This window comes from Companilactobacillus paralimentarius DSM 13238 = JCM 10415, from assembly GCF_001434985.1.
GTDB classification, from domain to species: Bacteria; Bacillota; Bacilli; order Lactobacillales; family Lactobacillaceae; genus Companilactobacillus; species Companilactobacillus paralimentarius.
The window spans coordinates 1-21,048 of the sequence record NZ_AZES01000021.1; the positions used below are offsets into that span (position 1 = coordinate 1).

General features: G+C 35.9%; 22 protein-coding genes. 10 read left to right on the forward strand and 12 right to left on the reverse strand.

What is annotated here, in order from left to right:
- Positions 1–278: 278 nt before the first annotated feature.
- A complete protein-coding gene (gene guaA, locus FD33_RS02375; protein ID WP_025085547.1) occupies positions 279–1,829 on the reverse strand; it encodes a glutamine-hydrolyzing GMP synthase in 1,551 nt (516 codons plus the stop codon).
- Positions 1,830–1,902: 73 nt separating this feature from the next.
- A complete protein-coding gene (gene coaA / locus FD33_RS02380; protein ID WP_025085548.1) occupies positions 1,903–2,829 on the reverse strand; it encodes a type I pantothenate kinase in 927 nt (308 codons plus the stop codon).
- 92 nt (positions 2,830–2,921) lie between these two features.
- Here coaA and FD33_RS02385 point away from each other — a divergent pair, with 92 nt between their 5' ends.
- Together FD33_RS02385 and FD33_RS02390 are read left to right on the forward strand one after the other, a co-directional pair.
- Positions 2,922–3,503 carry an SGNH/GDSL hydrolase family protein gene (locus tag FD33_RS02385; protein WP_081784524.1) on the forward strand — a complete coding sequence of 194 codons (582 nt, stop codon included), beginning with the start codon at positions 2,922–2,924 and terminating at the stop codon, positions 3,501–3,503.
- 11 nt (positions 3,504–3,514) lie between these two features.
- The gene (locus FD33_RS02390) at positions 3,515–4,150 is read left to right on the forward strand and encodes a GPP34 family phosphoprotein (protein ID WP_025085550.1); all 636 of its coding nucleotides are present in this window, start codon (positions 3,515–3,517) and stop codon (positions 4,148–4,150) included.
- 641 nt (positions 4,151–4,791) lie between these two features.
- Here the strand turns inward: FD33_RS02390 and FD33_RS02400 are convergent.
- Complete coding sequence (locus FD33_RS02400; protein WP_025085552.1) at positions 4,792–5,790, reverse strand: tRNA dihydrouridine synthase; 999 nt, start codon at positions 5,788–5,790, stop codon at positions 4,792–4,794.
- A gap of 180 nt (positions 5,791–5,970) precedes the next feature.
- Between FD33_RS02400 and FD33_RS02405 the strand changes: the two genes are divergently transcribed.
- Positions 5,971–6,210, forward strand: coding sequence for a hypothetical protein (locus FD33_RS02405; protein WP_025085553.1), 240 nt, complete (start codon positions 5,971–5,973; stop codon positions 6,208–6,210).
- Between the two features lie 568 nt (positions 6,211–6,778).
- Here FD33_RS02405 and helD read toward each other — a convergent pair.
- Positions 6,779–9,091 carry an RNA polymerase recycling motor HelD gene (helD, locus tag FD33_RS02410; protein ID WP_193322521.1) on the reverse strand — a complete coding sequence of 771 codons (2,313 nt, stop codon included), beginning with the start codon at positions 9,089–9,091 and terminating at the stop codon, positions 6,779–6,781.
- 179 nt (positions 9,092–9,270) lie between these two features.
- Here helD and FD33_RS02415 point away from each other — a divergent pair, with 179 nt between their 5' ends.
- On the forward strand, positions 9,271–10,143 hold the full coding sequence (locus FD33_RS02415) for an aldo/keto reductase (RefSeq protein WP_025085555.1): 873 nt from the start codon (positions 9,271–9,273) through the stop codon (positions 10,141–10,143).
- A 122-nt stretch (positions 10,144–10,265) separates the two neighbouring features.
- Here the strand turns inward: FD33_RS02415 and FD33_RS02420 are convergent, their stop codons facing one another.
- From FD33_RS02420 to FD33_RS02440, 5 genes are all read right to left on the reverse strand, one after another.
- Positions 10,266–11,030: a formate/nitrite transporter family protein gene (locus FD33_RS02420; RefSeq protein WP_056955721.1), complete on the reverse strand. Its 765-nt coding sequence runs from the start codon at positions 11,028–11,030 to the stop codon at positions 10,266–10,268.
- 323 nt (positions 11,031–11,353) lie between these two features.
- Complete coding sequence (locus FD33_RS02425; RefSeq protein WP_025085556.1) at positions 11,354–12,040, reverse strand: Crp/Fnr family transcriptional regulator; 687 nt, start codon at positions 12,038–12,040, stop codon at positions 11,354–11,356.
- 13 nt (positions 12,041–12,053) lie between these two features.
- Positions 12,054–12,608 carry a ferritin-like domain-containing protein gene (locus FD33_RS02430; RefSeq protein WP_025085557.1) on the reverse strand — a complete coding sequence of 185 codons (555 nt, stop codon included), beginning with the start codon at positions 12,606–12,608 and terminating at the stop codon, positions 12,054–12,056.
- The gene (locus FD33_RS02435) at positions 12,608–12,838 is read right to left on the reverse strand and encodes a heavy-metal-associated domain-containing protein (RefSeq protein ID WP_025085558.1); all 231 of its coding nucleotides are present in this window, start codon (positions 12,836–12,838) and stop codon (positions 12,608–12,610) included. The genes FD33_RS02430 and FD33_RS02435 overlap by 1 nt, the downstream gene beginning before the upstream one ends.
- Before the next feature lie 146 nt (positions 12,839–12,984).
- Complete coding sequence (locus FD33_RS02440) at positions 12,985–14,886, reverse strand: heavy metal translocating P-type ATPase (RefSeq protein WP_025085559.1); 1,902 nt, start codon at positions 14,884–14,886, stop codon at positions 12,985–12,987.
- 281 nt (positions 14,887–15,167) lie between these two features.
- Between FD33_RS02440 and FD33_RS02445 the strand changes: the two genes are divergently transcribed.
- Genes FD33_RS02445 through FD33_RS02465 form a run of 5 tightly spaced genes read left to right on the forward strand, consistent with a single transcriptional unit; the run spans position 15,168 to position 17,046 of the window.
- A complete protein-coding gene (locus FD33_RS02445; RefSeq protein ID WP_025085560.1) occupies positions 15,168–15,422 on the forward strand; it encodes a GlsB/YeaQ/YmgE family stress response membrane protein in 255 nt (84 codons plus the stop codon).
- Positions 15,423–15,435: 13 nt separating this feature from the next.
- Complete coding sequence (gene amaP / locus FD33_RS02450; protein WP_025085561.1) at positions 15,436–15,981, forward strand: alkaline shock response membrane anchor protein AmaP; 546 nt, start codon at positions 15,436–15,438, stop codon at positions 15,979–15,981.
- A gap of 10 nt (positions 15,982–15,991) precedes the next feature.
- Positions 15,992–16,186, forward strand: a complete 195-nt coding sequence (locus tag FD33_RS02455) for a hypothetical protein (protein WP_025085562.1) — start codon at positions 15,992–15,994, stop codon at positions 16,184–16,186.
- Between the two features lie 4 nt (positions 16,187–16,190).
- Entirely contained in the window at positions 16,191–16,604 is a 414-nt protein-coding gene (locus tag FD33_RS02460) for an Asp23/Gls24 family envelope stress response protein (protein WP_025085563.1), read from the forward strand.
- Positions 16,605–16,620: 16 nt separating this feature from the next.
- Positions 16,621–17,046: an Asp23/Gls24 family envelope stress response protein gene (locus FD33_RS02465; RefSeq protein ID WP_025085564.1), complete on the forward strand. Its 426-nt coding sequence runs from the start codon at positions 16,621–16,623 to the stop codon at positions 17,044–17,046.
- Positions 17,047–17,086: 40 nt separating this feature from the next.
- On the opposite strand, the gene FD33_RS02470 is transcribed toward FD33_RS02465, so the two are convergent.
- From FD33_RS02470 to FD33_RS02480, 3 genes are all read right to left on the reverse strand, one after another.
- Complete coding sequence (locus FD33_RS02470; protein WP_025085565.1) at positions 17,087–17,542, reverse strand: threonine/serine exporter family protein; 456 nt, start codon at positions 17,540–17,542, stop codon at positions 17,087–17,089.
- Position 17,543: 1 nt separating this feature from the next.
- Positions 17,544–18,308 (reverse strand): threonine/serine exporter family protein, encoded by a 765-nt coding sequence (locus FD33_RS02475; protein WP_025085566.1) that lies wholly within the window; start codon positions 18,306–18,308, stop codon positions 17,544–17,546.
- A gap of 170 nt (positions 18,309–18,478) precedes the next feature.
- Positions 18,479–19,789: an LPXTG cell wall anchor domain-containing protein gene (locus tag FD33_RS02480; RefSeq protein ID WP_081784525.1), complete on the reverse strand. Its 1,311-nt coding sequence runs from the start codon at positions 19,787–19,789 to the stop codon at positions 18,479–18,481.
- A gap of 192 nt (positions 19,790–19,981) precedes the next feature.
- Between FD33_RS02480 and FD33_RS02485 the strand changes: the two genes are divergently transcribed.
- Positions 19,982–20,887, forward strand: coding sequence for a proline-specific peptidase family protein (locus FD33_RS02485; protein ID WP_025086295.1), 906 nt, complete (start codon positions 19,982–19,984; stop codon positions 20,885–20,887).
- Positions 20,888–21,048 lie beyond the last annotated feature (161 nt).

Sequence of the window (21,048 nt, forward strand, 5' to 3'; positions counted from 1 at the left end):
TATGGTCTAACTGTTAACTTGAACCGCCATCAACTTGATTTGACGAACAGCCGAAATTAAACATTTAGAATATAAGAATATTTATCATAAAAAGAGCATCCCTGAAATTAATCAGAGATGCTCTATATTTTTAAGCCTTATCAACATGATTTGTCTTAGACTCTAATTTTTTACAATAATTTTGGTTGGAAACCATGTTAATTTACATAGTTTTTGCCATTAGTTCCGAGTTATAAAGACTGATATATAGGCATCCGTCTTCAAGTTAACTTGGTTCCTTATTCCCATTCAATAGTTGCGGGCGGCTTAGAAGTAATATCATAAACTACACGGTTGACATGATCTACTTCGTTTACGATTCTAACTGAGATCTTTTGCAATACATCCCAAGGAATCTTAGCAAAGTCAGCTGTCATACCATCAATAGATGTAACGGCACGAATTCCGATTGTATAATCGTATGTTCTACCATCACCCATGACACCAACACTTCTGATACCTGGCAAGACTGTGAAGTATTGCCAAATTTTTTCATCTAGGCCGTTCTTAGCGATTTCGTCACGAAGAACCCAGTCACTATCACGAGCGATTTGTAACTTCTCTTCGGTAACTTCACCGATAACACGAATTCCAAGGCCTGGGCCTGGGAATGGTTGACGCCATACTAATTCGTGTGGCATACCTAGTTTTTCACCTAATTCACGGGTTTCATCCTTGAACAATGTACGAAGTGGTTCGATCAACTTGAAGTGCATGTCTTCTGGAAGTCCACCAACGTTATGGTGAGATTTGATTGTTTGAGCAGTACTTGTACCACTTTCAATGACATCAGTATAAAGTGTGCCTTGTGCTAAGAAATCAATACCATCAAGCTTTTGAGCTTCATCATTAAACACTTGGATAAACTCGTTACCAATAATCTTACGTTTCTTTTCTGGATCAGTTACGCCAGCAAGTTTGTCTAAGAAACGTTTTTGAGCATCAACTTTAATGATGTTTAAACCAAACTTACCTTTCAAACTGTCCATAACTTGATCGGCTTCATTCTTACGAAGAAGACCGTGATCAACGAAGATACTTGTCAATTGTGTACCGATAGCTTTGTGTAGTAAAACACCAACAACAGAAGAATCAACACCACCGGATAAACCAAGAAGAACCTTCTTGTCACCAACAGTTTCACGAATCTTTTGAATTTGTTGATCAATGAAATCATCCATTGACCAGTTAGCTTCTGCTTCACAAACGTCGAATGCAAAATGCTTCAAGATTTCTGAACCGAATTCAGTATTTCTAACTTCGGTATGGAATTGTACACCGTACATCTTACGTTCATCATCAGCGATTGATGAAATAGGTGCATTCTTACTTGTAGCAACTACTTTGAAGCCTTTTGGAGCTTCTTTAACAAGATCTCCATGACTCATCCAAACGTATTGTTTTTCAGGTAAGTCTTTGAATAGTACAGCATCTTTATCAGTAACTGTAATATCAGCGTGACCATATTCACGGTTGCTTGCTGATTCGACTTTACCGCCAAGGTTATAAGACATCAATTGCATACCATAACAGATACCAAGAATAGGAATACCTAACTTGTAAATGTCTTGGTCGATTGTAAAGGCGCCTTCGTCGTAGACACTATCAGGTCCACCAGAAAGGATAATACCTTTAGGATTGATTTCTTTAACTTCTGCAGCAGTAATAGTATTTGGTAGTAATTCAGAGTATATGCCAATATCTCTGATTCTACGAGTAATCAATTGATTGTATTGACTACCGTAGTCTAGAACAATGATGCTATCAGCATCTGGCCATTGCTTGCTCAAATCAATTTCCCCCACTTTTTTTATTTATTCTATTGTATACGAAAATTAGTTCCATGTCATATATTGTTAACGCTTAATATTTTCTGAGATAAATTTTATCGATCTGGTGATCCTCAGATTTGTGCAAAATAAGGTCAGCTCGGTTCATAGTTGGCTTGATATAATCACGCAAATTAGGATAATTAATCGTATTCCACACATTTCTTGCCATTTTCATCGCTTCAGTTTCAGGAATCTGAGTGAATTGATAGTAATAACTGTTAGGATCATTTCTCGCTAAATCTAAAAGTGTCTCAAAACGATTTAAGAACCATTCCTCAATATCATCGACTTCTGCATCAATATAAATTGAAAAATCAAAGAAATCACTGACATAGATCTGTTCGTTCTGAGGCAATTGTAATACATTTATCCCTTCAACGATCAAAATATCTGGATTATCTAACTCTTCGTATTTTCCAGGAATAATATCATAAATGTTATGTGAATATAAAGGATATCGTATTTTACCACCACGAGTTTTGACTTCACCTAAGAAATCTAACAGTTTGGACATATCATATGTTTCTGGAAATCCCTTTTTATCCATTAAATGACGTTCTTTTAAAATTTTACTGGGATACAAAAAACCATCCGTTGTCATCTGTGCCACTTTATATTGTGGATAAGAACGCTCTAACATAATCTTCAACAATCGAGCGGTCGTACTCTTCCCCACAGCAACCGAACCGGAGACACCTATTACAAATGGAACCTTGCGCGTTTTATTATTTAAAAATTCATTCTTTAACTTGGTTAATTTGCGATAGTTCTTTAAGTAAATATGTAGTAAATGGCGAATCGGGGCGTACACTGAACGGACATCATCGATTGAAATTTCATCGTCTAGAGACTTGATCTTCCGCAATTCTCCATCAGTAATGGCTTGTTTCTTATATTCACCATGAAAGTTTTCCCACTCTTTTCTTGAGAACTCATCATAGTTAGCTAAACTTTGCATATTGTTAAACCTACCTAATATAGTAATTAACTTTTATTTATTTTCTGGTATTCTAGTATAGTATAGAACTTTTTTAAAAAAGGAAATAATATATGAAGAGAATAGTATTATTTGGGGACTCAACCCTGATGGGTCTACGCGATGGCAAAGCTACTGATACGTTGGCTAAACGCATTCGTAAAGACTTTCAAGGCTACGAGGTTATTAATATGTCGATTGCCGACTACAAAACCAATAATGCTATGACACGAGTTGATCGCGTAAAAAAATTAGACCCTAGAATCATTATTTTAGGATTTGGTATCAACGATATTTCGGTAGACGATGAAATTAAGCCTGGCAAATTTGCTGCCAACTTAATGAGTATGATTGATACATTAGGTAGTCAAAAAGTTATTCTACTTTCTCCACCATTTGCGGACTGGCGCAAGAATCCCAAGCAACCTTGGACTCGTCAACTCCAATTTGAACTGGTGACGGAACATTTGAGTAAACAACTAGACGTATCGTATATCGATTTGCTTCATGATATGGCAAATAGCGCTAATCTGGACGATTTGCTACAGACAGACGGTTTGCACTTTACCAAACAAGGTTATAATCTTTTAGAAGACGAATTAATACCAGAAATTAAAGCCACACTGGCCAAACAAAATGAGTTAGTGTCGAATTGAAGGAGCACTTTATGGAGTTAAATATTCCTCAAAAATATTTTATTTTATCGTGTAATGAAAAAGGTAGTATCCGAATCTTTAAGAATACCAGACGTCGTGCCTATCTAGCTGAAAGCTCATTTTTTGACTTAGCTTTAAACGATATCATCGATCTAACTGACAACAGTGTCATCATTAACAAAGTTTTGCCTGACGACAAGAAGTACCTCAACGAGTTCTTCCAGATCATCAACAAGAATCAAGGTAAAAGTGTCACTCATGTTTTGAGAGCCATGGCTACAAATGAAAAAATCACACGAATCATTTACAACGAAATTGGTGACTCACTCGTCAACAAAGTCGATGTAACCAAAGCAGTTACCGGATTAGTTTTTAAAACAAATAACTACTTACCTAACCGCAGTGTGAAACGTGAATTGGTAGCTGATCTTCGAAAGGAAATTTTGACGGCAGATAAAATTTCTCCCGAAGCCTTTGCCTTACTAGCTACTCTCTATGGTAATCATGACTTGAAATTCTACTTCTCACAATTCGAACAGAAACAATTGAAAGATAAGATTGCTCTTTATCAAAAAGATCCAACTTATGACAAATTGTTTGAACTGTCGAAACGTTTGAACCGTGTCACATTAACCTTATTAAGTTAAACAAAAAGCGAAGTCACGTGACTTCGCTTTTTTAGTATTCATTATTTTCATAATATGAATGTTTCAATTCTCAGTAGATTAAAAAAAACATTATTCAGTCTCTTTAATATCGGTGATTACAAAACCCTCCGAAAACAATTAATACAAGCTTTATTTCTCCTTGTTTTTGTAAGGAAAAGTTAAAAATACTAATATAAGTACAATTAATTGAATTAGTATTTTTACTACAATCGGGAGTGATTGAACAATAATCATGAATTTATACCCAAATAATTCGGGAAGAAATGTATTAATGAAACTGCCAATTAAACTAAAAGATACAGTTAACCAAAATATATTTTTTTTCATGGAATTCATATATCAATTTTTCTCTCTCACCAATTTATTGTCAGAATAGCATTGCAGTGAGTTTTGTAGCAACGAATTTTATCAAAAAAATCCAACTTATGATAAATTGTTTGAATCGTGTCACTCTAACCTTATTAAGTTAAACAAAACTGCATATTTAATTAAATATGCAGCATAAACGCGGAACATAACATAACTTTTTCCGCTTAAAACAAATAGGACCAGGTAATCAAATACGATTACCTGGTCCTATTTCCTTTAATGCTCGAAAGCTGAACATGTTATGTCCCGCTCTAATATTCATTATTCTCAATTTTATCAATAACTTTACGGGCATCATCAGTTGTCTTTGTTTGCATCAAATCATTTCTGATTTCCGCGGCATGTTTCATTCCACGAACATAAATCTTGAAGAAACGTTGTAATGGTGCAAAATGACCTGGAATTCCCTTAGCTACAAATTCATCGTACAAATCGAGCTGATAGCGTAACAAATTCAAAAGTTCAGTACTTGAATGTTGTTGTGGTTCTTTTTCAAAAGCAAACGGATCAGAGAAAATCCCTCGTCCAATCATAATTCCATCTACACCAGGATGTTCTTGAGCCAACTTGATTCCTTCTTGATAATTCATGATGTCACCATTAATTTGCAACAGCGTATCTGGTGCAATTTCATCACGCATCTTAACTAAGTCGTCAATCAATTCATAGTGAGCTGGAACCTTACTCATTTCTTCCTTAGTTCTAACGTGAACTGTTAAAACTGGAACTTGTTGTTCCAATAAGAAAGGAATCCATTCTTTATATTCAGAAATCTCACTGAAGCCTAAACGAGTTTTGACACTGACTGGTAATCCAGCCTCACGAGCGCCCTCGATAACTTCTTTAGCAGTATCAAAATGACGAATCAAGTCACTTCCACTATGATTTTTGATTACGGCAATATCAGGACAACCAGTATTGATGTCAATTGCCTCATAACCTTGCTTTTTGACTTCTACAGCTGCTTTGGCGAAATCTTCACCAGAGTTACCCCATAGTTGAACAATTGGTTTAGGGTCCTCTTTAGGGTCAATATACAATCTTCCCTTAGTTGCTTCTTTAGCCAAAGGATGCGTGATGGCTAAAGCGTTGGTAAATTCAGTATAAAAAACATCCGGAGCAGCGGCTTTTTGAACTACTCTTCTAAAGACTGATCCGGTTACAGCCTCCATTGGTGCCAAACTGAAGAAAGGACGATTTTCCTTCTTAGCTTTTTCGGCAATGCGATTCCAGTAAGTTGACTGGGTCACTCTCTCACTTCCAATCAAAATTTTCAATTACAATACTCTCAACTATACCTATTTCGAAAGGTTGAGTGCAAGTTTTTAATCCTTTAAATATTTTACAAAATATACATACAAAGCCCTAAAATGTTATAATGTAAGCGTTAACAATTAAACTATTTATTTATATTTGAGGGGGAAAAAGCCGTGGAAAATAAAGAAACAAATTCAGAAAGAATCACAAGACTAGCGATTACTTACATTTTTGTTTTCGTGGCAGTATTCCTAGGATTATTTGCACTTTACTTCCACTTCACAACTAATATGTCAGTCACATGGTTAGTACAACTATTGTTTGTGGATTTATTGTTATTAATCTTAGCTATTTTAAAGCCATTATTCGATATTACAGTTGATTTCTTTAAGGATATTATTAAGAACAACTAGTGATTTTAGGCGGTGTAGTTGTTGTTATTGTTGTTAAGTATGCCGTCCTCCGCAACAAGCGCTATTGGTCTGGAACGCTGTGGACATAGATTTGAGCCAATTGAAATTCACAATTGTCTCAAATACTAGTCTTCTACTAGGTGATAAATCACCAAGTAGAATTTCACAGCTGAGACCAATAGCGCTTGTTGCTCCGATCTAAATATTAGTTCTATTGAGATTTAATGTTCTAAATTTTTAATCCAAAATAATAGCATCCATTCTGAATTCTAATCCCTGCTAAAAAGTAGAGGTCAGTACTCCAGAATAGATGCTATTTTGATTTCTGAATTGATTAAGATATAAGGATAAAACTCGTTATTCAGTCCAGAGCGAAAATTGGGAATGCGTTCAGCTATGAAATTATTGTTACCGGCTTTGCCGGTTACAATAAGGCCGACTTTGGAAATCCATTATTTTGCTCGAAGTGTAAAATAATTAGTTTCAAATCGTGTCCATAGCGTTCCAATGCATTCCCAATTTCTGCGGAGGACGGCATCTTCCACCCCACCTAACTATAGAACCTCGGTTATTTCATCAACTGATAGTATTCTTCCGGTACTCGTTGAAGTAGTTGTGAAAACTCGCCAATTGATGTGATAGTCAACTTGTGCATTGCACGTGAAGCAATTGTGTAAACTAACTGTTGCTCATCTTCAGAGAACTTGTCCTTTGAAGCATCCCACATGATAACCGCGTCAAACTCTAAACCCTTAGCCAAGAATGATGGTAAGACAATCGTTCCAGCGGCCAAACGCTGATTTTCCGAACGAATCAAAGTAGATTTAACGCCATTTTCTTTGAGTTGATCATGCAAATGCTCAGCGTCTTCCAAAGTTTTGGCAATAATAGCTGTTGTGAAATTGTGTTCGTCATTTTCAGCCAATTGTGTTTTAACCTGTTGCAACGATTCCTGTTCATCTTGCGCACAATACATGTTAGGTAAGTCCCCATCACGATTGAATGGTTCGATTTTTTGACCATTTGTCAAAATTGCCTTCGTAAAGTCCGTAATTTGTTTTGTCGAACGATATGAATGAACCAACTGAACAACTCGAGTTTCATCAGCTTCAAATAATTTCTGAGCTTCAGAAAGCAGAGTTTGACTGTTCTTCTTAGTAAAGATTGACTGATTCAAATCCCCTAACATGGTATAGCGAGCACGTGGAAATTTGAATTTCATATAAGCCAATTGGAATGGTGTGTAATCTTGAATTTCATCCATAAAGACAAACTTCATTTCCAATTCACCATGACGACCTGTTACCAAGTCATACAAGTACAAATATGGACTCAAATTGTTCATTGAAATTTGTTTATTAGTAAATGATTTAACAAAGTTATCAACGTAATTCTTCCACTGTTCTTCGGTAATATCCCACTTACTTAAATCTGCAATTTGCGGAACGGCTTTTAAAAAGTTAAGATAATTGGCTGCTACATTCAAGAATCTCAAACGTTTGATATTCTTGTAGACACCTTGCAACATGGCTGTGACGATCTTACGAGCTAAAAATCTATTTTCTTCATCACCATTTTTAAACTCTTGGTCAGCTGTACTGTAAAGTGCTTGCAACTGTTCTTTACTCAAGTTTTCAATTCTTTCAGCAACCCACTTAGAACGCATCTCTGCACCAATCTTACGGTGAAGTAATTTGATCAAACGGTCAACAGTCGCATCTAATCGATTACCCAAATTGTATTGAGGACCGTAACTGTAATAGATTTCTTGAATCTTTTCTTTAGAAATGAAGACTTTCCCTTGGAATTTGATGTCCTTGAATGCCATCCCACTTTGGTCCAACAACTTACTATAGTTCGTCATAATATTGAAGAACTCAACATCCGAAACAAATTTTCCAATATTCTTATTGTCAGCATCAACAACCGTTTCAAATTGTTGAGCTAAACTTTCAACGGTCAAATTGGGCAAACGGCGTGCTAAGAATTGTTTATAAGTCATTTGCACCATATTCTGTTCACCCATTTCAGGCAAAACATCTTTGATATAGTCGTTGAAAAGCGAATTTGGTGAGAACATAACAACTTGACTAGAAGTTAACGTTCCACGATATCTATATAATAGGAATGCAATTCTTTGCAAAATAGCTGAGGTCTTACCAGAACCAGCTGCACCTTGAACAAACAAGAGTTTCGACTTAGTATCACGAATAATCTTGTTTTGTTCCTTTTGAATTGTCTTAACGATCCCCTTCATATGAGTTGAAGATTTACCGTCCAAGACTTCCAGCAACATTTGGTCACCGATTGTTTCTTGGGTATCGAAGTAAGCTCTGATCTTGCCGTTTTCAACTAGAAATTGACGCTTCAAAAAGAGATCAACTTCTTGTTCCCCATCGGGTGTCATATATGTGACTTTGCCCAATTTACCATCGTAGTAAATCGAAGAAATCGGAGCACGCCAATCGTAAACTAAGAAATGATCATTTTTATCAGTGAAGGAACTTAAACCGATATAAACCGTTTCCTTCTTAGGTTCTCCTTTTTCTTGAAAATCTAAGCGGGCGAAGAATGGATTCTTTTCCAACTTCTTCAAAATACCCAAACGTTGTTTGGATTGTTGCCAACTATTGTTTCTTTCGTCCAACATCTGTTGTTGCTGATGAATAGAAAGTGCGGCATCCATAGAGATTGAATCTCCATCTATGCCTAAATGAATGTCATCAAAAGCATTATTGATAACTTTTAAATCTTCTTCAGCAACTTCCATGTGTTCACGGAGTTGACCCTCAGACTTTTTAATCTTTCCAACCACATCTTCTAAATGTGCTTGTTCAAGCTTTTTTTCGTCTAGTTCATTAACCATAGATTTATCTGTCATAATAACCTCTTAAATTAAAGTTATATAATGTTACCACTATTTTTTTAGTAATTCAAAAATATTAAGTTATCATATACAGCCTGCTCAAATTTATATTTTTTTGGAGCAAATGTTTGTATAAAATGAACAAATTGATTAACGTAACAGTGTAAATTATTTAGCAAATAGGAGGATTTTTAATGGATAAGATTAATGCTACTATTGCGGGTACTTTTAAATTTGACGATAACTTTATCGTTAATCGTTTAGGTTACGGTACTATGCAATTAACTGGTAAAGGCGTTTGGGGACCATATAAAGATCCTGCCCAAGCTGTTGAATTGATCAAAAATGCTTTTGATTTAGGTGTTAACTTTGTAGATACCGCAGATTCTTATGGACCTTGGAATGCCGATTCATATTTGGCAAAAGCATTGAAAGAATATTCTGATTCAGATAAGATTTTTATTTCAGATAAAGTTGGTCAAGTTAGAACAGGTGAAAATGAATGGGTTCCTGTTGGGACTCCAGCCTTCCTTCGCCAAGAAGTAGAACTTTCATTACGTATGTTCAACCGTGATCACGAAGATTTGTTATTCTTGCACAGAATTGACTCACATATTCCAATTGAGGATCAAATTGGTGAATTAAAGAAAATGCAAGATGAAGGTAAAATTAAACATATCGGTATCAGCCAAGTATCACTTGATGAATTAAAGGCTGCTCAAAAGATAGCTAAAATCGATGCTGTAGAAAATATGTACAACGTTGGCCACCATAAAGATGACGATGCCATTGTCGATTATGCTGAAAAGAACCATATGGCCTTCCTACCTTGGTTCCCTCTTGATACTGGTAATCTTGTTCAAGCTAATAGTCCATTAAACGAGATTGCTAAGAAATATAATGCTAGCCCTGCACAAATTGCTTTAGCTTGGTTGTTGAAACGTTCTGACAATATTATTCCTATTCCTGGAACTAGTTCAGTAGACCACTTAAAAGACAATTTAAGTGCTACTAACGTAAAATTAAGCGATGAAGATTTCGAAAAATTATCTGACTTACAAAAATAATAACAGAAGCAAAAAACCTCGTGTCCTAAAATGGACCGAGGTTTTTTGTTACTCATCTAAAACATTTCTAAATCTAATCTATGAAAAATCTAAAAAAAAAACACTTGGAAACTAATCTGTTCTTATTTATCTTTCTTGTAACTGAGATAATAAAATCCAGCGACGAAAATCAATCCACCGATAATATTACCTAAGTAAACTGGAACAAAATTTTTCAAAAATAAGCTCCATGTACTTCCACCTTCGAAAATAGCCGCAGGAATAATGAAACAATTGGCAATACTATGTTGAAAACCAACGGCCACAAAAATCATAATTGGGAACCAGATACCAAGAATCTTGCCAGCTCCGTCTTTAGCTCCAAACGAGAGCCAAACGGCCAAACCAACTAGCCAGTTACAGCCAATTCCTGATACAAACGCTGACCAAAATCCGGCATTAGTTTTACTAGCAGCCACAGCAATCACAGCTTGTCTAAATGGTTCAACATGAGTCAATCCGACCACGTGACCAAAGAAATAAGCGACAAAAAATGCTCCGATAAAATTAAATAATGTAATTATTAATAAATTCTTTACGTAATCTAATATTGAAGCTTTCTTAGATAAAAACGACGCTCCAACTGCCATCATATTCCCCGTAGCCAATTCTCCACCAGCTAACAGAATAACAATCAATCCGATAGGAAAAACTGTTCCGCCGACTAATGATTTAACACTAGCCAAATCTTTCGGAATTGAAGCAGTAACTCTAACATAAGCCAAGAACCCAATGGAAATCATAGCTCCACCGATAAAACCAAGTATCATTTTGGCAATCAGTGTTTTTTTCAACTTTCCGACACCAGCATTAATGCTTTTCTCTAAGATTTCCTCAGGGGTAAACATAGATAAACTTCCTACCTTTATTTAATTTATTGAATTAAAGATAGCATCCATTTACGAACGATGTCAATCGTTTTCTTGCTATTGTTCGTGTTATAAAAGCATATAAAAATAACACAGATTTTTTATAACCTGTGTTATTTTTTGTCTTATGTATTTTTACTGTCTATTTGGGATTAACCGTTGTTCTTTGCAATATAATGGAAACGCGTTTCACAGGGGCAACCTCCTGCGGTTTGCTACAGTACTGGAATTGCACGCATAATTCGCATGCGATTTCAGTACTTAGGCAAATCCTCAGAGGCTGGGCGCCCTTGTTCCACGCTCTAATCGATCATTATTAATCGATCTGCATCTAAAATCTTAAATTTATTATTACTAATTTTTTCAATCATACCTTGTTTAGTCAAAGCACTTAACTTTCGACTAATTGTTTCGGGAGTAGTTCCAAGGTAAGTAGCGATATCTTTTTTCTTAAGTGGCAGGGTAAAGACGTCTTCGTCTAAACCAGCACTGGTTTCTAACAGATAATTAGCCAAGCGACTCTCTACACTAGCTGTAGTAGCTTCAGCAGTCTGTTGCTCTAATTGAACGATTCTGCGACCTAGAGCATTGACCATATTAACAGCTAAGGTTGGAGCCTTTTGCATTAACTTTTGAAAGTCTGGACGAGATATCTGGCACACGTCCGTATCCATCAAGGCCTGAGAAAAATTACTGTGTTCGGCATCGGAGAATAGTGTTGCTTCTCCATCAAAGTCGCCTGTCTGCAAAACTCGCAACATTTGTTCTTTACCACTCGTGGACATTTGGAAAACTTTAGCCTGTCCGTGGGCCACAATAATCAATGAATCAGCGACATCCCCAGCGGAAAAGATATACTCGCCACTCTTGTAGTGATGATGGGTAACTAAGGTAGCTACCGTCTCAATATCCTCTTGTGACAAGGTTTTGAATATTGGAACTAACTCAACACAATCTTCTGCTGTATGATCATGCGCTAATTTTGCCATTAATTATTTCTCCTTAATCGAAGTCTTCATCGTCTTCTTCTTCAAAGCCTTCTTTAGCTGAATTACCAAGAAGTGCCTGATAAATTCTGATTTGGTGATTGTTAAAACCAAGTAATTGAACTAGAACTTGAGCCATGAATGGACGATCTTCATTTTCAGCTAACTTAATTGCACGTGTCACAAACATGTTGTCTGTAGCAAAGTCATTAACGACTGTTTGAATCATATCTTCAGCCTTCATGTACTTATTCTTACCGTCTTCTTCAAGCATTGAATATTCAGTATATTCTTTCATTGTTGATGGTGGCAATTCACCCTCATCTAGCAATTCATCGGCTATCTTATCATACCAAGCATTATTTTCATCAATTGTTTGTTTTAAAACAGCCTTGTAGTTTTCAGCATTTGCACCTTTAACGAACCATTTGATTTGGTGCAATTTGATATTTAGTAAGAAATGATTAGAAACGATATGTCCTGTCATTGCCCCTGCGGTTGGTTTGTGGTGATCTGCATCAGCTTGTTTTTGTTCTGCTGCAAACTTTTCGTCGATTGTTTGTTCTGCCATTATTTACTCTCCTTAACTTTAACCTTTTTAACTTCATATCCTAAGTCTGTAATTACATTGGAAATTTGATCTGCGGAAGTCTTATCTTCATCAAAATCTGCTCTAACTTTACCAGCGTTGAAGAGAACCTTGACATTTGAAACGCCATCTTGGTTTTCAACACCCTTTTGAATCTTTGTTAAACATGATGGGCATGTTAATTCACCTAATTGTAAAATTGCTTTTGCCATAATTGATTCCTCCATATTTTTAAATCTTTCGCCAGCATCGTCGTCGAATACCTACGAGCTTATAAATGCTCCAAGTTGAAACACTTATAGCTCGCAAGTAATCTCTGACAATTACTTGCTCAACTAACTTACAAACACTATCTTACTTAGTTTGCTGTTTTAAGAACTTGATTTGAATCAAGTTTTGAAGATTTATTTTGAATTAATCTCATTGCGTTGAAAATAACTACTAAGATACTTAATTCATGGACAAACATTCCACTACCCATATGAATTACACCAACGATTAAACCAAGTAATAGTAAGGCAACTGTTCCAACCGCAATAATGATATTTTCTTTTGTATTAGCGACAGTTTTCTTAGATAACTTGTAGGCATGTGCTAAAGCATCAAAGCTAGACTTAACCAAAATAATATCTGATGTTTCAATGGCAACATCTGTTCCTGTACCCATCCCAATTCCGATATCGGCTGTTGCAAGTGAAGGACTATCGTTAATACCATCACCAACAAAGGCTACGGTACTACCTTGTTCTTTAAATTTCTTAACAAATTCAACTTTATCTTCAGGTAATAATTCGGCATGTACTTCATCGATTGGCAATCTTTCAGCGACACGTTGAGCAGCGACTTTATTATCACCAGTTAGCATTACGATTCGTTTCAATCCAGCATCCTTTAATGCTTGAAGTCCTTCTCTAGCATCTGGTCTCAATTGATCGTTCACACCGACTACTAAACGTAATTCTTGATCAAGAGCCATCAATACGACAGAATCTCCATCATTCATCCGAGCGTTAATAGCTTTTCTTTGTTCTTTAGTGATTTGGACGTTATTAGCTTTCATTAAACGTTCGTTACCAACTAAAATCTTAAATTCATCACTTTGACCGACTAAACCTTGACCCTTGACGGTATCTAATTCAGGTAACTTAACGTCATCTGTGACACCTAAATCATGAGTGTACTTCACGATAGCTTGGCCCAAAGGATGGTCTGAGGTATTTTCAACGGCTGAAAGTAAAGCCATCATTTCATTCTTATCTTTACCAAAATTTGTTACATCAGTAACTGACATCTTTCCGGTTGTTAAAGTACCTGTCTTATCTAATACCAAGGTGTCAACATGGGAGAAGGTATTTACGGCATTGCCACCCTTCATCAAAATACCATTTTTAGCACCGTTACCAATTCCAGCAACGTTTGAAACGGGAGCTCCGATAACCAGGGCACCAGGGCATCCTAAAACTAAAACAGTGATAGCTAATGGGAAATTTTGCGTGATTGCCCAAACTAAGATACCAATAATCAACACGGCTGGCGTGTAATATGTCGCAAATTTATCAATAAAACGAGCAGCAGGTGACTGACTATCTTGCGCTTCCTCAACTAATTCGATGATCTTACCAAAGGTAGTATCTTCCCCCACAGATGTCGTCTCAATAGTTATTGTCCCGTTATCAGTGATCGAACCAGCGAATACATTATCACCAATACTCTTCTCAACTGGAGTTGATTCGCCAGTAATTGAAGCTTCATTCATATAACCTGTACCATCGATAATTTTTCCATCAACAGGAATTTGGCCACCGGGCTTAACAACAACATGATCACCCTCATCCAAATCATCAACGTCGACTTCTTCAGTTGTTCCGTCTTCATTAACCAGTTCGGCTGTAGTTGGTGCCATCTTCGTTAAACTTTTAACTGAAGAACGAGTCTTCTCTAGAGTCTTTTGTTCTAAGTAATTACCAAAGAGGAATAGGAATGTAACAACCGCTGACTCCTCATATTCCCCGATGATAAAAGCTCCAACAACTGCAATTGTTACTAGTAATTCAATACTAATAACCTTGTTTTGTAATGCAGATATTGCATGTAGAGCTACTGGAATAGCTCCGATTATACTGGCAATAATCATTGCGGCTGTACTAAGTGTTGGTAGTTTCAATAAAAATTTAGCAACCAAACTCACTGCAATTAGAATGGCAATTGAAGCGGTCATTTTATTTTGATGTTTCTGTATCCATATATTTAACTTATTCATTTTAATCTTCCCTTCTCGTATTTATCCAATCTTCTGAGAGAATCCTCAAGAGTTGAACATCTTCGTTTCGCTCTCTCAACTTACAAGACATATTCTACTGGCTAAGGTAATTAAAAAACTTGATGTCCATCAAGTTTACTTAAAATCATTCAAATTTTTTTAATTAATATTCTTTTATGGTTTCGATTAGTTATTTGTGGACAAGTTCACAAGTAATTCTTTAAGATGAATCTATAAATAAAAGAAAATATTAATTTTCTTGAAAGAAAGGGATGGTTAAAGTGCTACATACTATATGGGTCATTATAGTTGGCGCCGTTATTGGGGCTATTGCTAGTATGATTATCAACCGAGATATGCCTTGGGGCTGGGTTGGTAACATTATTGGAGGTTTAGTTGGAGCTTGGCTCGGTGAAACAATTCTCGGAGCTTGGGGTCCAAGTATTGCAGGTATGGCAATCGTACCAGCTATTGTTGGAGCTATAGTCGTTGTATTATTAACCACTTGGCTTTTCAGTAGTATGAGAAGAAGTTAGTAAGGGGAAACTTATGAAAAAAATATCGAAAGGTATTCTAATAGTTGCTTCTATACTAGGATTACTACAAGTACTTTGGTTCGTTGCCTTGGCTTATCCGCTTAAACCAGTGGTAGAAGTAATCAAAAGTTTTCAACTTCCAAGAGACTTTCTACTCTACACTTCACTGATTTTAGCCGGTATCTCTACTCTGATCTTCTTGGTTCTATTGATGTATGGAATTTTCGTACCGGTCAAACACCAAGAAGTTAGTTTCGACTCTGCTAATGGTAAATTACGGATTTCTAAGTCTTCCATTGAAAAAATGGTTAAAAATAAGGTCAAAGAAATTCCTAATCTCACTGACGTAGATGTTGATCTCAAAATTTTAGGCAAGAATCGTCAAGCCAAAATGTTTATTTCAGCGTTTAGTACTGAAGAACAAAACTTACATCGACAAGGTGAAAATATTAAACGTATCGCTAATGAACAATTGGCCAAACATTTAAGTATTCCTATTAAGAAAACAACTGTTGATTTAAAACCTAATTTGAATCGTGGCAAAGTAAAAGTTGTGTGAGGATAAGAATATGAAAAGAGGCATAATTGGTTCCATTATTGGAAGCGTATTGGTTGCCATTTGGATAATTCTCGGCTTTGGAAATTTATTATTAATAGTCTTGGCCGGGATGGTCGGCTACTTAATCGCTACCATAACTGGGTCCGCAGAAGACAAATCTTCATTAAGATCTAAAATTACCAAAATTTTACAAATAAAGGAGTAATAACATGGCAGTACAACCGCTAAACGCCGACTTAATAAAGAATAGTAAGTTGAAATTCAACGAAGACGTAATTGCTAAAATTGCTGGAATGGCAATCCGCGATATCGACGGTATTCTCTCCATGAATGGTAATGTCTTTGACAATATTGCCGATAAGATTCGTAGTAAAGAAGATATCACTAAAGGAATCGATGTTGATGTCGGTGAGAAACAAACTGCTTTAGACTTAGAAATTATTCTTGAATATGGTAAAGATGCACATCAGGTCTTTGAAAATATTCTCCATGAAGTTAGTTCTGCTATCGAAAGTATGACCGGACTTAAAGTAATCGAAACTAATGTTTACATCAGTGATGTCATGACTAAAAAAGAATGGCAGCAGCAGAATAAAAATAACGAAAGTAACCGTGTAAATTAGAAAAGAGGAAAAAAATATGACTAACGCTCAAGCAAACAATCATCAAGAAAATTCAATTCAAAAAGAATTAAACTTTTCAGATAAAGTTTTAGAGAAAATCGCTAGCCAAACAGCCAATTCAATTGATGGTGTACTCTCTCTAAATGGCGGTGCCATCAGTAATTTAACTGATCGTTTTATTGATAATCCTACCAAAGGTGTAGACGTTGACAATGATGACGACAAGTTATCATTCGAATTAAAAGCCATTCTAGAATATGGCAAACCAGCACCCCAAATTTTTGATAGAATCGTGAACAGCATTTCTCGTTCAGTCAAAGAAATGACCGGTAAAGAAGTCGATAAAATCACTTTAAACGTTGATGATTTGATGACTAATGCTGAATGGAAGAAACAACAGTCCAACAATAATAAGACTAATGATTCTAAAGAATTTGAATAACAAATTCCCCCTTCAGGAAAATAAAACCGCTGACACAATATCAGCGGTTTTTTTGTTCTAAATATTTTTTTAAAGGTGGATAAATTTTATTCGAAATGGCTTCAGCAATAATAAATCCGATTGCTAAAGAGAGTCCAACTGTTAATGCTTTAATCAATCCGTGCGCAGCTAAATTGTCATATCCTAAAGTGAAATTCTTCATGCTGTCATAAATAATTGCTCCCGGCACTAGTGAAACCAAACAAGGTACATAAAAAATATTTACTGGTGCTCTGACTAGAATAGCGGCCAAATTACCTAACAAACCAATCACAACCGCTGACAAAAGATTAGGCATAATTACTCCGTGATCATACCAACCAGCAACAATATAAATGACCCAAGCAATTGCCCCTATCCATCCTGCTGGCATCAAAGTTCTTCTAGGATTATTGGTCACAATGCCAAAACCAACACTAGATAAAAAGCCAAAAATAAATCCTAATAATATTTGCATTTTACCCTCCTAAGACAGCTTTAATCAAAATTTGACCGATAACCACACCACTACCAATTGAAATTCCTGCCATAATGGCATCAGTTGCCCTGACTAAACCAGAAATAGTGTTTTTTTCAATAATTTCTCGCAATGAATTAGTCATTGGAACTCCCGGTACCAAAGGCATTAAAGCACTGATAATGATATTGTTAGCACTTGAAGCAATTCCCATATCTAACAAAATATGTGCTAAGATGCTGATACTCAAACCACCCATGGCTACAGCTATATAAGGGATTTTAGAGTGTTGTCCAACAACTCTTGCCACTAAATATCCTAAGATACCGACAAAAAATGACAGAAACAGATCAAACCAAGTTGCCTTGAATAACAACATTGGTGCGACTGAAACTAAACCTGCTCCCAAACACTTCTCAAATAAATTAAAATCTGACGTATCGTACTCAACTTCGGTCACAGATTCTTTTAATTCTTTGAAGGTCATTTTATGTTGTGAAAACTCACGTGACAGCGTATTGATACGATCAACTTTTTGAAGATTGAAATCACCTACACGAACCTTAAAGATTCTCGTTGTAGCACTCTTTTCTGAGTTTACAAAAACAGCTGTCATCGTTGCATGACAAATTATCGGTAAATTTACTGCTCGACCGATATACTCTACAGTATTTTCCACCCGTGAGGTTTCAGCCCCATTCTCTAGAAGCACTGCTCCTACTTGACCACATAGGGCCACAACATCTTTTTCATCTAAACTATCCATCGCAGTACCCTCAAATTGATTTTTTCTTAATCATACAATTTTATGTAAAAAATTTGGCACATGACTACTTTATTGACTCAAAAATCTAAAATAGCACCCATTTAGGATAAACGTATTACATCACGTCCTAAATAGATGCTGTTATTTTATTTCAAAAATTTACTATAGACCTATTTCTTCAAATATGTTGCTTTCAATAAAACAATCCAGAGTACCAAGATCAAGCCACCGATAATACCCAAAGCTGCATTCGTTTGTTCACCAGTTTGAGGTAACGTACCAAGTACTCTATTGTCATTAGTGGCTTTGTCAGTCTTGACATTCTTAGCATTACTTAAACTACTCAAATCTGACAACAATCCAGAAACATCAGAACTACTTACGATTCCTGAAATATCTGAAGGATTGAAACCGTCAAAGTTCAAATCGAAATTCAAATCCTTATCAAGATTAAAGTCTGGTAAGTTTAAAGTCGCGTTACCTGAGATTACTTCGCCTAAATCACCCAAATTATTAATTGGAAAATCAAATTTAAGATAATTACTGTCCCCTGAACTAGTAAAACTTAAATTAGTTGGTTTTTCATGATTAATATAGTTCAATTGAATCGCGTTATTACCGAACTTCTTCGGGTACTTGATCGTCATCTCGACATAATAAGTTCCGTCGGGATTTTGCATCACTTTAGCTGTATTTGTAAAGTATGGTGAAATCATCGATCCATCACCATCGTTTTTAGCAACTTTATAAGTTAATTCTTTAATAACCGTTTTATTATTGGTTGCTTGACTACCGTCACTATTAGCAGTAGTAGTATTCGTTGTTTGTGAACTAGTAGTATCAGGTGTAGTAATAATATCATTAGCACCATTCAAATCACCTTTGATATTATTAGCTGTGTTTTGCGCGTCATTTAAAACTGATTTAGTTTCGTCTTCTGCATCAGTGATCGACTTCAAACTATTCAAAAATGTATTAGATTTTTGACCGTCCAAACTACTGGAATCAAACTTAAAACTGACCGTTGATTTATCAACAGTTAGATCTAGCAATTTTGTCTGTATAGTTCCTGAAATTGGCTTATCTAATTCGCTTAAACTCTTAATATTAAAACTAATATCAACATACTTTTTAGCATTTTTAGTGTAAGTACTTGAAACACTTGGTTGTTGGTTATCAATTGTAGTTACTTTTAAGCTAGTTAAATTTGAAATTTCCGCTGTCAATGTAACCTTGTAGCTACCATCATCATTAGATGTTATATCTGCACTTTTGGTGAAGAATGCATCCATTGGTGAGAGTAAACTAGAATTCCCCGGATAAACCGCATAATTAATTGTTCGTTCATTATTACTATTAGTATCTGCTTGAACTGTTTCTTCAACCGTATTTGGCGAGTCTGAGTCACTAATTCCTGACACACCAAATATTCCCAAAAGCATCCCCACAGACAATAGACTAATAACCCACTTTTTCATCATATCGCCCCTTTATAAACGTATACCAATTTTATCATATATGTTATATCCATTTAAAATATTTACACTATAATTTCTCATAATAAAAATAAGATTTTTGTTAGAATTATTAAAATTATATTATAGAATATTTGAAATAACCTTAGATATAGATATATACTTATAACTATCATTTGCAGGAAGGTGACTTATCTTATGAAACAAGGAACAACAATTTTAACATTAGACAATGGCTACCATCTTTGGACTAACACTCAAGGTCATGGCGATATCAAATTGCTTTGCCTTCATGGTGGACCCGGTGGAAACCACGAATATTGGGAAAACTTCGGTGAAAAATTAGCCGACTTAGGCGTTCAAGTAACTATGTACGATCAACTAGGATCATGGTATTCAGATCAACCCGACTATAGCGATCCCGAAATCGCTAAAAAATATCTGACATACGATTACTTCCTAGAAGAAGTTGAAGAAGTTAGACAAAAGCTAGGTTTAGATAACTTTTATCTAATCGGACAATCATGGGGTGGCGCATTAGTTCAAATGTACGCTGCTAAATATGGACAACACCTTAAAGGTGCCATCATTTCAAGTATGGTTGATGAAATTGACGAATACGTTAAGAGCGTTAACCAATGTCGTTTAGACACATTAGGTCCTGACAAAGTTAAATATATGCAAGATATCGAAGCTAAAAACGATCTCTCAGATCCTACATACCAAAGCTACGTTGATATCTTAAATGCTGAATACGTTGATCGTAAACAACCAACAGCCATCAGACATTTAATCGACACAACAGCTACAGCTGTTTACAACACATTCCAAGGTGACAACGAATTCGTTATTACAGGTAAGTTAAAAGACTGGCACTTCAGAAAGCACCTTAAAGAAATCACAGTACCAACATTGTTGACATTCGGTGAACATGAAACAATGCCAATCGCAACAGCTAAGATTATGCAAAAAGAAATTCCACATGCACGTCTAGTAACAACACCAAATGGTGGACACCATCATATGATCGATAATGCTCCAGTATACTTCGACCATTTGGAACAATTCATCAAAGACGTTGAAAGCGGCAATTTCAAAGACTAGAGCGTTAGAGCGTGGAACAAGGGCGCTCAGCCTCCGAGGATTTGCCTAGATATCGGAATTACACGCGCACTTGGCGTGTGATTTCGGTATCGTAGCAAACCACAGGAGGTTGCCCTTGTGAAACGCGTTTCCACTATATTTCATAGAAGTTTGGTTATTAT

What these genes read in the sequence shown, in the direction of transcription:
- FD33_RS02485 (WP_025086295.1), top strand. Translation starts at nt 19,982, where the DNA reads ATGAAACAAGGAACAACAATTTTAACATTAGACAATGGCTACCATCTT.
- coaA (WP_025085548.1), bottom strand. Translation starts at nt 2,829, where the DNA reads ATGCAAAGTTTAGCTAACTATGATGAGTTCTCAAGAAAAGAGTGGGAA.
- FD33_RS02425 (WP_025085556.1), bottom strand. Translation starts at nt 12,040, where the DNA reads ATGGCAAAATTAGCGCATGATCATACAGCAGAAGATTGTGTTGAGTTA.
- FD33_RS02460 (WP_025085563.1), top strand. Translation starts at nt 16,191, where the DNA reads ATGGCAGTACAACCGCTAAACGCCGACTTAATAAAGAATAGTAAGTTG.
- FD33_RS02440 (WP_025085559.1), bottom strand. Translation starts at nt 14,886, where the DNA reads ATGAATAAGTTAAATATATGGATACAGAAACATCAAAATAAAATGACC.
- FD33_RS02480 (WP_081784525.1), bottom strand. Translation starts at nt 19,789, where the DNA reads ATGATGAAAAAGTGGGTTATTAGTCTATTGTCTGTGGGGATGCTTTTG.
- FD33_RS02470 (WP_025085565.1), bottom strand. Translation starts at nt 17,542, where the DNA reads ATGCAAATATTATTAGGATTTATTTTTGGCTTTTTATCTAGTGTTGGT.
- FD33_RS02415 (WP_025085555.1), top strand. Translation starts at nt 9,271, where the DNA reads ATGGATAAGATTAATGCTACTATTGCGGGTACTTTTAAATTTGACGAT.
- FD33_RS02430 (WP_025085557.1), bottom strand. Translation starts at nt 12,608, where the DNA reads ATGGCAGAACAAACAATCGACGAAAAGTTTGCAGCAGAACAAAAACAA.
- FD33_RS02465 (WP_025085564.1), top strand. Translation starts at nt 16,621, where the DNA reads ATGACTAACGCTCAAGCAAACAATCATCAAGAAAATTCAATTCAAAAA.
- FD33_RS02455 (WP_025085562.1), top strand. Translation starts at nt 15,992, where the DNA reads ATGAAAAGAGGCATAATTGGTTCCATTATTGGAAGCGTATTGGTTGCC.
- FD33_RS02420 (WP_056955721.1), bottom strand. Translation starts at nt 11,030, where the DNA reads ATGTTTACCCCTGAGGAAATCTTAGAGAAAAGCATTAATGCTGGTGTC.
- FD33_RS02385 (WP_081784524.1), top strand. Translation starts at nt 2,922, where the DNA reads ATGAAGAGAATAGTATTATTTGGGGACTCAACCCTGATGGGTCTACGC.
- FD33_RS02435 (WP_025085558.1), bottom strand. Translation starts at nt 12,838, where the DNA reads ATGGCAAAAGCAATTTTACAATTAGGTGAATTAACATGCCCATCATGT.
- FD33_RS02475 (WP_025085566.1), bottom strand. Translation starts at nt 18,308, where the DNA reads ATGGATAGTTTAGATGAAAAAGATGTTGTGGCCCTATGTGGTCAAGTA.
- FD33_RS02390 (WP_025085550.1), top strand. Translation starts at nt 3,515, where the DNA reads ATGGAGTTAAATATTCCTCAAAAATATTTTATTTTATCGTGTAATGAA.
- helD (WP_193322521.1), bottom strand. Translation starts at nt 9,091, where the DNA reads ATGACAGATAAATCTATGGTTAATGAACTAGACGAAAAAAAGCTTGAA.
- amaP (WP_025085561.1), top strand. Translation starts at nt 15,436, where the DNA reads ATGAAAAAAATATCGAAAGGTATTCTAATAGTTGCTTCTATACTAGGA.